The sequence below is a fragment of the Azohydromonas aeria genome (genome assembly GCF_009760915.1).
Classification (GTDB): Bacteria; Pseudomonadota; Gammaproteobacteria; order Burkholderiales; family Burkholderiaceae_C; genus Azohydromonas; species Azohydromonas aeria.
Map to the genome: position 1 here is coordinate 1 of NZ_VIDQ01000124.1, position 13,114 is coordinate 13,114.

Annotated in this window: 15 protein-coding genes; 13 read left to right on the top strand and 2 right to left on the bottom strand. The window is 71.3% G+C overall.

Annotated features, from left to right (window positions below; all coding sequences use genetic code 11):
- Nucleotides 1-175 (bottom strand): TRAP transporter small permease (locus FJ694_RS34245; protein WP_157272002.1); only part of this gene is annotated, 175 nt, incomplete at its 3' end.
- A gap of 191 nt (nt 176-366) precedes the next feature.
- Here FJ694_RS34245 and FJ694_RS34250 point away from each other — a divergent pair.
- Genes FJ694_RS34250 through fahA form a run of 3 tightly spaced genes read left to right on the top strand, consistent with a single transcriptional unit; the run spans nt 367 to nt 4,138 of the window.
- A complete protein-coding gene (locus tag FJ694_RS34250) occupies nt 367-1,827 on the top strand; it encodes an alanine/glycine:cation symporter family protein (protein ID WP_157272003.1) in 1,461 nt (486 codons plus the stop codon).
- The gene (locus FJ694_RS34255; protein ID WP_157272004.1) at nt 1,824-2,792 is read left to right on the top strand and encodes a Bug family tripartite tricarboxylate transporter substrate binding protein; all 969 of its coding nucleotides are present in this window, start codon (nt 1,824-1,826) and stop codon (nt 2,790-2,792) included. The genes FJ694_RS34250 and FJ694_RS34255 overlap by 4 nt, the downstream gene beginning before the upstream one ends.
- Nucleotides 2,793-2,821: 29 nt before the next feature.
- Nucleotides 2,822-4,138, top strand: coding sequence for a fumarylacetoacetase (gene fahA / locus FJ694_RS34260; protein ID WP_157272005.1), 1,317 nt, complete (start codon nt 2,822-2,824; stop codon nt 4,136-4,138).
- A gap of 136 nt (nt 4,139-4,274) precedes the next feature.
- Here fahA and FJ694_RS34265 read toward each other — a convergent pair whose 3' ends face one another.
- A complete protein-coding gene (locus tag FJ694_RS34265; RefSeq protein ID WP_157272006.1) occupies nt 4,275-4,946 on the bottom strand; it encodes a TetR/AcrR family transcriptional regulator in 672 nt (223 codons plus the stop codon).
- A gap of 358 nt (nt 4,947-5,304) precedes the next feature.
- Between FJ694_RS34265 and FJ694_RS34270 the strand changes: the two genes are divergently transcribed.
- From FJ694_RS34270 to hybE, 10 genes are all read left to right on the top strand, one after another.
- Nucleotides 5,305-6,387 (top strand): hydrogenase small subunit, encoded by a 1,083-nt coding sequence (locus FJ694_RS34270; protein ID WP_157272007.1) that lies wholly within the window; start codon nt 5,305-5,307, stop codon nt 6,385-6,387.
- A 34-nt stretch (nt 6,388-6,421) separates the two neighbouring features.
- Nucleotides 6,422-8,278, top strand: coding sequence for a nickel-dependent hydrogenase large subunit (locus FJ694_RS34275; protein WP_157272008.1), 1,857 nt, complete (start codon nt 6,422-6,424; stop codon nt 8,276-8,278).
- Between the two features lie 31 nt (nt 8,279-8,309).
- Nucleotides 8,310-8,909, top strand: a complete 600-nt coding sequence (locus tag FJ694_RS34280; protein WP_157272009.1) for a HupE/UreJ family protein — start codon at nt 8,310-8,312, stop codon at nt 8,907-8,909.
- Nucleotides 8,910-8,935: 26 nt separating this feature from the next.
- Nucleotides 8,936-9,667 (top strand): Ni/Fe-hydrogenase, b-type cytochrome subunit, encoded by a 732-nt coding sequence (gene cybH, locus FJ694_RS34285; RefSeq protein WP_157272010.1) that lies wholly within the window; start codon nt 8,936-8,938, stop codon nt 9,665-9,667.
- A gap of 31 nt (nt 9,668-9,698) precedes the next feature.
- Complete coding sequence (locus FJ694_RS34290) at nt 9,699-10,346, top strand: HyaD/HybD family hydrogenase maturation endopeptidase (RefSeq protein WP_157272016.1); 648 nt, start codon at nt 9,699-9,701, stop codon at nt 10,344-10,346.
- Between the two features lie 6 nt (nt 10,347-10,352).
- Nucleotides 10,353-10,676, top strand: coding sequence for a HypC/HybG/HupF family hydrogenase formation chaperone (locus FJ694_RS34295; protein ID WP_157272011.1), 324 nt, complete (start codon nt 10,353-10,355; stop codon nt 10,674-10,676).
- Nucleotides 10,677-10,770: 94 nt separating this feature from the next.
- Entirely contained in the window at nt 10,771-11,250 is a 480-nt protein-coding gene (locus FJ694_RS34300; protein ID WP_157272012.1) for a thioredoxin domain-containing protein, read from the top strand.
- Nucleotides 11,251-11,275: 25 nt separating this feature from the next.
- A complete protein-coding gene (locus tag FJ694_RS34305; protein WP_157272013.1) occupies nt 11,276-12,172 on the top strand; it encodes a hydrogenase expression/formation protein in 897 nt (298 codons plus the stop codon).
- Nucleotides 12,173-12,185: 13 nt separating this feature from the next.
- Nucleotides 12,186-12,410 carry a rubredoxin gene (locus FJ694_RS34310; protein WP_157272014.1) on the top strand — a complete coding sequence of 75 codons (225 nt, stop codon included), beginning with the start codon at nt 12,186-12,188 and terminating at the stop codon, nt 12,408-12,410.
- Between the two features lie 49 nt (nt 12,411-12,459).
- Nucleotides 12,460-12,957: a [NiFe]-hydrogenase assembly chaperone HybE gene (gene hybE, locus FJ694_RS34315; protein ID WP_157272015.1), complete on the top strand. Its 498-nt coding sequence runs from the start codon at nt 12,460-12,462 to the stop codon at nt 12,955-12,957.
- Nucleotides 12,958-13,114 lie beyond the last annotated feature (157 nt).

Below are 13,114 nucleotides of genomic sequence, written 5' to 3' on the forward strand. Positions count from 1 at the left end.
CCAGGAAGGTCAGCCACACGAACAGCCAGCGCGAGACCTCCTCGGACACCGTGATGCCGGAGTTGAAGGCGTAGCGCAGCACCACGTTGCCGAACACCAGCACCACCATGACGGCCAGCGCCAGGGCAATGAGGGCGTCAAGCACCCGGCAGTAGCCGTCGAGGAATCGGTTCATGGGCTTGTCTCCGTGTAGGGCACCGGGTGCGCGTCGCGGCCAGGCCAGAAGAAATGCAGCCCTGCCTTGTCGCAGGTCAGAAATGTACGAACCAGTACGTTCCGGCGCCTCGGGACAAACCCGAAGCCGCGCCACGCGGCCTGGGCCGGCCGATTGCCCGGGCGGTCGCGCAAGAACAACGGGAGTTCGCCATGGCCGACGTCGTCGCCTATCTCAACGGCCTGGTCTGGAGCCGGGCGCTGATCTTCCTGTGCCTGGCCGTGGGGCTGTACTTCTCGATCCGCACGCGCTTCATGCAGGTGCGCTGCATCGGGGAGATGGTGCGGCTGATGTTCCGCGGCCGGGCCTCGGAGGCCGGCGTGTCGCCGTTCCAGGCGCTGGCGATGTCGCTGTCGGGCCGGGTGGGCACGGGCAACATCGCGGGGGTGGCCACGGCGATCACCTTCGGCGGGCCGGGGGCGATCTTCTGGATGTGGGTGATGGCCTTCCTGGGCGCGGCCACGTCCTACGTGGAGTGCACGCTGGCGCAGCTCTACAAGGAAAAGGACGACCAGGGCCAGTACCGCGGCGGGCCGGCCTTCTACATCGAGAAGGCGATGGGCCAGCGCTGGTATGCCTGGATCTTCGCCGTGGTCACGATCATCGCCATGGGGCTGCTGCTGCCCGGGGTGCAGGCCAACAGCATCGCCGCGGGCGTGAACAACGCCTGGGGCGTGGCGCCCTCGGTGAGTGCGGCGGTGATCGTGGTGGCGCTGGGCTTCATCGTCTTCGGCGGGGTCAAGCGGATTGCGCGCTTCGCCGAGATCGTGGTGCCGTTCATGGCGCTGGCCTACATCCTGGTGGCGGTGGTGATCGTGCTGATCAACATCGAGCAGGTGCCGGCCATGGTGGGGCTCATCGTGCGCAGCGCCTTCGGGCTGGAGGCGGGATTTGGCGCGGTGCTGGGGCTGGCGGTGGAGTGGGGCGTCAAGCGCGGCGTCTATTCCAACGAGGCCGGCCAGGGCAGCGCCGCGCACGCGGCGGCGGCCGCCGAGGTCAAGCACCCGGCGCAGCAGGGCTACGTGCAGGCCTTCGCGGTGTACGTGGACACGCTGTTCGTGTGCAGCGCCACGGCGTTCATGGTGCTGGTGACGGGCCGCTACAACGTGCAGGCGCCCGCGGGCGGCTTCCTGGTGGAGCGGCTGCCGGGCATGGAGACCGGCCCGGGCTACACGCAGGCCGCGGTGGAGGCGGTGATGCCGGGCTTCGGCGCGAGCTTCGTCGCGCTGGCGTTGATGTTCTTCGCCTTCACCACCATCGTCGCCTACTACTACATCGCCGAGACCAACGTCGCCTACATCAACCGCCGCGTGCACCGGCCCTGGCTGAGCCTGGTGCTCAAGGCAGCGCTGCTGGTGTCGGTCACTTACGGCGCCGTGCGCTCGGCCGGCGTGGCCTGGGACCTGGGCGACCTGGGCGTGGGCGTGATGGCCTGGCTCAACATCGTCGCCATCCTGATCCTGCAGAGGCCCGCGCTGCAGTGCCTGCGCGACTACGAGGCGCAAAAGCGCGCCGGGGGCGAGCCGGTGTTCGACCCCAGGCGGCTGGGCATCCGCAATGCCGACTGGTGGGAGGAGCGGCACCGCACCACGACATCGAAGGAGACGCCATGACCACCCGACGCCGCCTGCTGGCCTGCTGCCCATTCGCGATCCTGGCCGCCGCGCCGCTGGCCGCCCTGGCCCAGAACCAGCCGCTGGAGTGGGTGCTGGGCTACCCGGCGGGCGGCGGCTCGGACGTGGTGGCGCGCACCGTGGCCGAGCCCATGGGCAAGACGCTGGGCCGCAGCATCGTCGTCAACAACAAGCCGGGTGCGGCCACCAACATCGCCGCGGACTACGTCGCGAAGTCCCGGGACATCGGCAACGTCATGCTCACCGCCGACTTCGCCACGCTGGCGGCGAACCCGGCGCTGTACAGCAAGCTGCCCTACGACGCGGAGAAGGACTTCAAGCCCGTGGGCCTGCTGGCGCGCTTCCCGCTGCTGCTGGTGATCTCGGCCAAGGTGCCGGCGCAGAGCTGGCCGGAATTCGTGGCCTGGGCCCGCCAGCAGCCCGAGGGCGTGACCTACGCCTCGGCCGGCCTGGGCAGCCCGCACCACCTCGCCGGCGAGCTGCTGCGCCGGGAAAGCGGCCTGAAGCTGGTGCACGTGCCTTACCGCGGCGCGGCGCCCGCGGTGCAGGACCTGCTGGGCGGCCAGGTCGCCATGGGCATGATCGACACCGCGGCCGTGCAGCAGTACGTGGGCAACGGCAAGCTGCGCGCGCTGGGCGTGGCCAGCCCGGCGCGGCTCAAGACGCTGCCCGACGTGCCCACGCTGGCCGAGCAGGGTTTGACGGGCTTCGAGGCCTACGCCTGGCAGGGCCTGGCCGTGCCCGCGGCCACGCCGCCGGACACCGTCGCCAAGTTCAGCCAGGCGCTGCAGGCCGCGCTGGCCCATCCGCAGGTGAAGGCGCGCTTCGAGACGCTGGGCCTGGAGGCGCTGCCGGGCACGCCGGAGCAGATGGCGGCCTACGCAAGCGCCGAGCGCGAGCGCTGGGGCGCGCTCATTCGTGCCAACAACATCCGGCTGGACTGATCCATTGGCTGATTGAAGTACCGGGCGCCATGACCATCGACCACACCCACGACCCGGCGCTGCGCAGTTGGGTCACCTCGGCCGAGGCCGACGGTACCGACTTCCCGATCCAGAACCTGCCCTTCGGCGCGTTCCGCCGGCGCGGCAGCGGTGAGGCGCTGCGCATCGGCGTGGCCATCGGCGACCAGGTGCTGGACCTGCGCCTGGCGCTGGAGCGCGGCGACTGGTCGCCACAGGTGCGCGCGCAACTGGCGCCGCTGGCCGTGGGCGATCTCAACGCCTTCATGGCGCTGGGCGCGGCGGCGCGCATCAGCGTGCGCGTGGCGCTGTCGGCGGCGCTGTCCGAGGGCAGCGCGCAGGAAGGCGTGCTGCGGGGCTGCCTGGTGCCGCAGGCGGACGCCGAGATGGCGCTGCCCTGCCGCGTCGGCGACTACACCGATTTCTACGCCGGCATCCACCACGCCACGGCGGTGGGAAAACTCTTCAGGCCCGACCAGCCGCTGCTGCCCAACTACAAGTGGGTGCCCATCGGCTACCACGGCCGGGCGTCCTCGCTGGTGGTCAGCGGCACGGACCTGCGCCGGCCGCTGGGCCAGCTCCCGCCCGGACCCGACGGCGTGCCGGGTTACGGTCCGAGCCGGCGCCTGGACTACGAGCTGGAAGTGGGCGCGCTGGTGGGCCCGGGCAACGCGCTGGGCGAGCCGATCCCGATGGACCGCGCCGAGGACCATCTCTTCGGCCTGGTGTTGCTCAACGACTGGTCGGCGCGCGACGTGCAGGCCTGGGAATACCAGCCGCTGGGCCCGTTCCTGTCCAAGAGCTTCGGCTCGACGCTGTCGCCCTGGGTGGTGACGCTGGAGGCGCTGGCGCCGTTTCGCGTGCCCTTCGCGCGGCCGGACGGTGACCCGCCGCCGCTGCCCTACCTGGACTCGCCGCTGAACCGCGCGCAGGGCGGCATCGACATCCGGCTGCAGGTGCTGCTGCAGACCGCGGCCATGCGCGCGCAGGGCTTGGCGCCGGTGGCGCTGAGCCGGAGCAACTTCCGCGATGCCTACTGGACGCCGGCGCAACTGCTCGCGCACCACGCCAGCAACGGCTGCAACCTGCGCCCGGGCGATCTGCTGGGCAGCGGCACGCAGTCCGGGCCGGAAGCGGGGCAGGGCGGCTCGCTGCTGGAGCTGAGCCAGGGCGGGCAGCAGCCGCTGGCATTGCCCAATGGCGAGACGCGCACCTTCCTGGAGGACGGCGACCGCGTCCTTCTGCGGGCGCGCTGCGAGCTGGACGGGGCGCGGCCGATCGGGTTTGGGGAATGCGTGGGAACGGTGCTGGCGGCGCCGAATCCGTAGACACAAACCAGTTCATCGGACCCGTTTCCCGTTCGCCCTGAGCCTGTCGAAGGGCAGGCGCTCGGGACCCCACCAAGGGCTTCGACAAGCTCAGCCCGAACGGGAATTTTCTGTTCAGTAGAGCCGCTGCGTCCGTTCAAACACGCACGAACCTCACGACCATCTCCACGATGCTCTCGCGCCGCGCCGCGATCGCCTCGGCCGTGTCCAGGTCGCGCTTGAAGATGAGCGAGAAGGTGTGGCGATTCGCGACGTTGAAGACGCTCAGCGCGCTGATCGACATGTGCAGGTCCACCGGGTCGAGCCCGGCGCGGAACACGCCTTCGGCCACGCCGCGCTCGTAGATGCGGCGCACGCCGTCGATGGCGGGCACGTTGAGCTGCTGGATCACCTTGCTCTGCGCCATGAACTCGCCGCGGTGCATGTTCTCGTTCATCACCAGGCGGATGAACTCCGGGTGCTGGCGCTGGTAGTCCACCGTGTGCGCCACGAGCCGGCGCAGCGCCTCCTCCGGGCCGAAGTCCTCCAGGTGCAGCTCGGCCTCGATGGCGCGCATGGCGCTGTAGGCGTTCTCCAGCACCGCGACGTACAGCCCTTCCTTGCTGCCGAAGTAGTAATAGAGCATGCGCTTGCTGGTGCGCGTGGCTTCGGCGATCGCGTCCACGCGCGCGCCGGCCAGCCCCTTGTCGGCGAACTCGCGCGTGGCCACGGCCAGGATGTCGGCCATCGTGCGCTCCGGGTCGTGCGTGCGGCCGCCCTCGGCCTTGGCCGCCGCGGCGCGCGGGGCCGAATGTACTGACTGGTTCATGCCCGGCAGTGTAGGAGCCGACCCCGACGCGCAGGCTGACAAGCCCGCTTCCCGCACCCTAGTGGAAACCCTGATGCCAGTGGCGACCAGCAGAACGCCACCCACCGTTGCCACCACTGCAAGCGCCGCTTGCAGCGCCGCGGGCGCAGTGGAAGGCCGCTGACCAGGGGCGCGCCGGCCGAGGCGCCGGGCGGGCGCCGCCGGGCACCAAAAAATTGATGGGCCTCAAGGGCTTAGCGCGCCGCGCCGGTGTCCCGGCCGAAGTCGGCAATGGCGGCATGGAACTTGTGATCCCCACCCCGTGCCCGGCCCGGGGAGACGGGCCGGCGGCGGCAACGACACGGGGAGACAAGAAGACATGGAAACCTTCTACGAGGTGATGCGGCGCCAGGGCATCTCGCGGCGCAGCTTCATGAAGTACTGCTCGCTGACGGCGACCTCGCTGGGCCTGGGCCCGGCCTTCGTGCCGAAGATCGCCGAGGCCATGGAGACCAAGCCGCGCACGCCGGTGCTGTGGCTGCATGGCCTGGAATGCACCTGCTGCTCCGAAAGTTTCATTCGCAGCGCGCATCCGCTGGCCAAGGACGTGGTGCTGTCCATGCTCTCGCTGGACTACGACGACGTGCTGATGGCCGCCGCCGGCCACCAGGCCGAGGCCATCCTCGAAGAGGTGATGGCCAAGTACAAGGGCCACTACATCCTGGCCGTGGAAGGCAACCCGCCACTGAACCAGGACGGCATGAGCTGCATCATCGGCGGCCGCCCCTTCGTGGAGCAGCTCAAGCACGTCGCCAAGGACGCCAAGGCCATCATCTCCTGGGGCTCGTGTGCCTCGTGGGGCTGCGTGCAGGCGGCCAAGCCCAACCCGACGCGCGCGGTGCCGGTGCACCAGGTCATCACCGACAAGCCCATCATCAAGGTGCCGGGCTGCCCGCCGATCGCCGAAGTGATGACGGGCGTCATCACCTACATGCTGACCTTCGACCGCATCCCCGAGCTGGACCGCCAGGGCCGGCCGAAGATGTTCTACAGCCAGCGCATCCACGACAAGTGCTACCGCCGCCCGCACTTCGACGCCGGGCAGTTCGTCGAGGCCTGGGACGACGAGTCCGCGCGCAAGGGCTACTGCCTCTACAAGGTCGGCTGCAAGGGCCCGACCACCTACAACGCCTGCTCGACGGTGCAGTGGAACGGCGGCACGAGCTTCCCGATCAAGGCCGGCCACGGCTGCATCGGCTGCTCCGAGGACGGCTTCTGGGACAAGGGCTCCTTCTACAGCCGCCTGACCGACATCCACCAGTTCGGCATCGAGGCCAACGCCGACCAGGTGGGCATGGCCGCGGCCGGCGCCGTGGGCGCGGCCGTGGCGGCGCATGCCGCGGTCTCGGCGCTCAAGCGCGCCTCGTACAAGCACGACACGGCCGCCAACGCCGACCGCTGACCCGCGCAGCGCCCCGCATCACGAGAACCAGCCCATGACCAGCTACGCCACCCAAGGCTTCAACCTCGACGACAGCGGCCGCCGCATCGTCGTGGACCCCGTCACCCGCATCGAGGGCCACATGCGATGCGAGGTCAACGTGGACGCCAACAACGTCATCCGCAACGCCGTGTCCACGGGCACCATGTGGCGCGGCCTGGAGGTCATCCTCAAGGGCCGCGACCCGCGCGACGCCTGGGCCTTCGTCGAGCGCATCTGCGGCGTGTGCACCGGCTGCCACGCGCTGACCTCTGTGCGCGCGGTGGAGGACGCGCTGGGCATCAAGATTCCGAAGAACGCGCACCTCATCCGCGAGATGATGGCCAAGACGCTGCAGGTGCACGACCACGCCGTCCACTTCTACCACCTGCACGCGCTCGACTGGGTGGACGTGATCTCGGCGCTCAAGGCCGACCCGAAGAAGACCAGCGAGCTGCAGCAGCTGGTCTCGCCCTCGCACCCGCTGTCCTCGCCGGGCTACTTCCGCGACATCCAGAACCGGCTCAAGAAGTTCGTGGAGAGCGGCCAGCTCGGCCCCTTCATGAACGGTTACTGGGGCAACAAGGCCTACATCCTGCCGCCCGAAGCCAACCTGATGGCCGTCACCCACTACCTGGAGGCGCTGGACCTGCAGAAGGAATGGGTGAAGGTGCACACCATCTTCGGCGGCAAGAACCCGCACCCGAACTACCTGGTCGGCGGCGTGCCCTGCGCCATCAACCTCGACGGCAACGGCGCCGTGGGCGCGCCCATCACGATGGAGCGGCTGAACTTCGTCAAGTCGCGCATCGACGAGATGGTGGAGTTCACCAGGAACGTCTACCTGCCCGACGTGCTGGCCATCGGCACGCTCTACAAGCAGGCCGGCTGGCTGCACGGCGGCGGGCTGGCCGCCACCAACGTCAGCGACTACGGCGAGTACCCGAAGGTCAACTACGACAAGTCCACCGACCAGCTGCCCGGCGGCGCGATCCTCAACGGCAACTGGGACGAGATCCTGCCGGTGGACCCGCGCGACCCGGAGCAGATCCAGGAGTTCGTGACGCACAGCTGGTACAAGTACGCCGACGAGACCAAGGGCCTGCACCCCTGGGACGGCGTGACCGAGCCGCACTACGCGCTCGGCGCCAAGGCCAAGGGCACGAAGACCAGGATCGACCAGATCGACGAGAGCGCCAAGTACTCGTGGATCAAGGCCCCGCGCTGGCGCGGCCACGCCATGGAGGTCGGGCCGCTGTCGCGCTACATCCTGGCCTGGGCCCATGCCAAGCAGGGCAACCGGTACGCGCAGCGCCCGAAGGAGCAGCTGGAGCACGCGGCCGAGATGATCAACCGCGGCTTCCCGAAGGCGCTGGGCCTGCCCGCCACCGACTACACGCTCAAGCAGATGCTGCCCTCGACCATCGGCCGCACGCTGGCGCGCTGCCTGGAGGCCCAGTACTGCGCCGAGATGATGGTGGCCGACCACCAGGAGCTCATCGCCAACATCAAGGCCGGCGACATGGCCACGGCCAATGTCGAGAAGTGGGACCCGTCCACCTGGCCCAGGGAGGCCAGGGGCGTGGGCCTGGTGGCGGCGCCGCGCGGGCAGCTGGGCCACTGGATCCGCATCAAGGACGGCCGCATCGAGAACTACCAGTGCGTGGTGCCCACCACCTGGAACGGCAGCCCGCGCGACGCCAAGGGCCAGATCGGCGCCTTCGAGGCCGCGCTCATCGGCACGCCCATGGCCAATCCCGAGCAGCCGGTGGAGATCCTGCGCACGCTGCATTCCTTCGATCCCTGCCTGGCCTGCTCGACGCACGTGATGAGCGAGGACGGCCGCGAGCTGACCACGGTGAAGGTGCGCTGACACAGCGGCACTGCCTCCAGGAGACAAGAGCATGACGACTTCCTTCCGCATCCTGCCGCGCGCCGCCGCCGCGCTGGCCCTGGCGGGCGCCGCCGGCGCCGCCAGCGCCCACCCGGGCCATGCCGCGAGCCTGGCCGACGGCCTGGCGCACCCCTTCCTCGGCCTCGACCACCTGCTGGCCATGGTGGCCGTGGGCCTGTGGTCGGCGCGCGCGCTGCCCGCGGCGCGGCGCTGGCAGGGCCCGGCCGCCTTCCTGGCCGCGATGCTGCTGGCGGCGCTGGCCGCGCCGGCGGGGCTGGCGCTGCCGGGCGTCGAGGTGGCGATCGCCGCGAGCGTGCTGCTGTGCGGCGCGCTGGTGGCCGGCGGCGCCCGCCTGGGCGCCGGCGCGGGCCTGGCGCTGGTCGCAGTGACGGCCCTGCTGCACGGCGCCGCGCACGGCGCCGAGGCGCCTGTTGCCGGCATCGGCGGCTTCCTGGCCTTCGCCCTGGGCTTCACCGCCTCCACCGCCGCGCTGCACGGCGCGGGCCTGGCGCTGGCGTTGCGGCTGCAACGGCTCTCCGCCCTGGCCTGGGGCGGCATCGGCGCGCTGCTGGGCGCCGGCGGCCTGGCGCTGCTGGCCTCGCGCCTCTGAGCCGACCAACCCACGGGAGACACGCCATGTCCGCCATTCCCCAGGAGCAGCTGCGCAACCTGCCCGGCGTCGATGCGCGCGAGCTGAAGCAGGCCACGCCCATCCGCTCGGTGTACGTGTACGAGGCGCCGGTGCGCGTGTGGCACTGGATGAACGCGCTGGCCATCACGGTGCTGGGCATCACCGGCTACCTCATCGGCTCGCCGCTGCCCACGCTGCCGGGCGAGGCCAGCGACCACTACCTCATGGGCTACATCCGCTTCGCGCACTTCGCCGCGGGCTACGTGTTCGCCATCGGCCTCATCGGGCGGGTGTACTGGGCGCTGGTGGGCAACCACCACGCGCGCGAGCTGTTCACGGTGCCGATCTTCAGCAAGGCCTACTGGCAGGACATCGTGATGATGCTCAAGTGGTATGCCTTCCTGATCCCGCAGCCCAACCGCTACGTGGGCCACAACCCGCTGGCGCGCTTCGCGATGTTCTTCGTGTTCGTGGGCCTGTCGGTGTTCATGATCGTCAGCGGCTTCGCCCTCTACGGCGAGGGGCTGGGCATGGGCTCGTGGGCGGACAAGGCCTTCGGCTGGCTCATCCCGCTCATGGGCCAGTCGCAGGACGTGCACACCTGGCACCACCTGGGGCTGTGGATCATGGTGACCTTCATCATCGTCCACGTCTATGCCGCCATCCGCGAGGACATCATGGGCCGCCAGAGCGTGGTCAGCACCATGATCTCCGGCTACCGCACCTTCAAGGATTGATGCCGTGGCGGATGCGCAGGCCACCGGCGCCGTGCCGGACCCCTTCGCCAACGAGCCCGGGCCCGTCGTGGTGCTGGGCATCGGCAACCTGCTCTGGGCCGACGAGGGCTTCGGCGTGCGCTGCGTCGAGGCGCTGGGGCAGCGCTACGGGTTTGCCGGCCACGTGCAGCTGGTCGATGGCGGCACGCAGGGCCTGTACCTGCTGCACCACGTGCAGTCGGCGCGCCAGCTGCTGATCTTCGACGCCATCGACTACGGGCTGGCGCCGGGCACGCTCAAGGTGGTCGAGGACGAGGACGTGCCGCGCTTCCTGGGCGCGAAGAAGATGAGCCTGCACCAGACCGGCTTCCAGGAGGTGCTGTCGCTGGCGCAGCTCACCGGCCACTACCCGGAGCGCGTGCTGCTGATCGGCTGCCAGCCCGAGGAGCTGGAGGACTACGGCGGCAGCCTGCGCCCGTGCGTGCGCGCGGCGCTGGAGGACGCGCTGGCGCTGGGGCTGCAGGCGCTGCGCGCCTGGGGCGCGGCGCCGGTGCCGCGCGACCCCGCTGCCACGGACGACGGCGTGACGCTGCCCTCGCTGGCGCTGGAGCGCTACGAGGGCGGGCGGCCGAGCGCCGAGGCCGCCTGCCGCGTCGGCGACGCGCGCTTCCTGCCCGCCGCGGCGGCGCACGCGGACTGAAGCGCCATGTGCATCGGCATTCCCATGCAGGTCGTGCGCGCCGGCGAGCGCCGCGCGCTGGTGCAGGGCCGCGGCGAGTTCCGCGAGGTGGACACGGCGCTGGTGGGCGGCGTCGCCCAGGGCGAGTGGCTGCTGGTGTTCCTGGACGCGGCGCGCGAGCGCATCGACGCGCAGCGCGCGGCCGAGGTCAACGCCGCGCTGGACCTGCTCGCCGGCGCGCTGGGCGGCGAGTTCGCCTTCGCCGACGACCCCGGCTTCGCGCTGCCCTCGGCACTGAGTGCCGAGGAGGTCGCCGCGCTCGCCGGCGCGGTCCCGCCTTCCAGCCGGTGAGACGGCGCGAGCGTCCCCTGCAGGTCCCGTCATGTGTGCGTAAGCCGGCCCGATCACCTTGGTAGTAACCCTAATGCGCCTGCGAGCCCCCGCCATGATCGACACCCTCGAAACCCCGTCCGACGTTGTTTCCTCCGCCCCCGAGGCGCCCGCCGTGATCAAGAGCCTGGTCGAGCGCCACGGCGCGCAGTGGGTGGACGAGGCCTCGCTGGACGCCTGGATGGCCGGCGGCGGCGAGCGCGTGCTGCTGCTCGCCGGCGACCCGGTGCGCTTCCCGGAAGGGCTGGACGTGGCCGTGGTGCTGCCCGAGATCCAGCGCGCGCTGGGCGGGCGCTTCACCATCGGCGTGGTGCGCCGCTCGGCCGAGGAGGCCGTGGCGCGGCTGTTCGGCTCCAACCGCTGGCCCTCGCTGGTGTTCGTGCGCGACGGCCGCTACGTCGGCACCCTGCCCGGGATGTACGACTGGGAGGACTACGTCACCCGCGTCGAGGAGGCGCTGGCCATGCCGGCCTCGCGCATTCCGGGCATCGGCATCGCGGTGGTCAGCGCCACGCCCGGCCACGGCTGCCGCTGAGCTGAAGAGATAACCCGGGAGACCCATGAAGCCTTTTCCCATTCCCGTCGTGGCCTTCGGGCCTGGCAGCCAGGTCGAGGACGAGACGCTGGAGTACATGGCCATGCCGCAGGGCATGGACACCTTCCGCGCCCCGCCGCTGCCCGAACCCGAGGCGCTGGCCGGCCACGCCGCGGCGCTGCGCGCGCTGCGCGAGGCGCTGCGGGCGCTGGAGCAGGTGGCGCGCGAGGGCGGCACGCGGCGCGTGGCGCTGGAGGGGCTGACGGCCGAGGACCGTGCGCTGCTCAACCAGGTGCTGGGCGAGGGCGAGGTCAGCGCCCGGGTGCTGCCGCCGCCCGGCGGCGGGCGCGAGCTGCAGGTGCAGGAGTCGGTGTTTGCCGGGGTGTGGCGCGTCACGGCGCTGCTGGAAGGGCGGGTCGTGGCCGACCACCTGGAGCTGGGCGCCGTGCCGCAGGCGCTGCGCGACGCGGCGCTGGCCGATGCCGAAACCTTTGCCGCGCCGGCACTGCCCGCGCCGCTGCCGCCGGAGGTGATGAACGCGCCGCGCCTGATCGACGAGATCGAGGACGCCGCGCGCGGCTGGCAGCCGGGCTGCGAGCCGCATGTCGTGAATTTCACCTTGCTGCCGGTGACGCCCATGGACATCGCGCTCATCGACCACCGGCTGGGCACCGGGCGGGTGCTGGTGCTGTCGCGCGGCTATGGCAACTGCCGCATCACCAACACCGGGCTGCGCCACGGCTGGCGCGTCGTCTACTACAACTCGCAGGACACGGTGATCCTCAACACCGTCGAGATCACCGACATGCCGCAGGCCGCCCGCGCCGCGCCGGAGGACCTGCAGGACTCCCACGAGCGGCTGCGCGAGGTGCTGCAGTGGGTCGAGGACGCGCCGGCCGCCCCGGCCGCGCTGGCGAGCTGAGGAGCCGGGCGTCATGAGCAGCGAAGCGCTTCGTTTCGAGGGCAGCTACCTGGGCGACCGCAGCCGGCTCGCGCCGGACACGCGGCTGGAATGCAAGATCTGCTGGTGGGTGTACGACCCGGCGCAGGGCGACGCCACCTGGCAGATCGCGCCCGGCACGCCCTTCGCGGCGCTGCCGCCGCACTGGCGCTGCCCGCAGTGCGACGGCGACGCCGAGCAGTTCATGGTCGTGGCCTGAAGCATCCAGGTCATCGATCCCGGATTCCTGAAGTACCTGGGGAAGCTCCATGCACCGCGTCGCCCTGCTTGCCGCCGCCTACGAGCACATTGCCCGCACCCGCATGGCCGGCGTGCCGCTGCTCAATGCCGCGCTGCGCACCGAGGCCGTGGGCTTTGAAGCGCAGCTCGACGACGACGCCGAGGAGGGCGTGCTGGGCGTGCTGGTGACGCCCTGGTTCATGAACCTGGTGTGGCTGCCGCTGGCCGACGGCGAGCCGACGGCGTTGGGCGCCACGCGCGAGCGCACGCTGGGCGGCACGGCGCTGCCCTTCATCGGGTCCGAGGCCGCGGGCTGCCGCTTCGAGGCCTGCTCGCTGTTCTCGCCCATGTTCGAGTTCGCCGACCCCGCCGCGGCGCGCGCGGTGGCGCAGGCGGTGCTGGCGCAGCTGCGGCGGCCGGTGGCTGCGCCCGCAACGGCCCCGGCCCTGCCCGCGACGTCCCGGCCGGTGCCCAATCCCGCGCGCCGCGGGCTGCTCTTCGGCTGCCGCGGCGCGGAGGCGCGGTGAGCGCGCCGGCACCGCTCACCGGCCGCCTGCTGCTGCGGCCGGGCCGCGCGCATCCCGGCAACGTCGAGCGCCTGGGCCCGCGCCGCGCCGAGCGCCTGGCCGTGGGCCGGCCGGCGGACGGCGCGCCGGCGCTGCTGGGCGCGCTGTTCACGCTGTG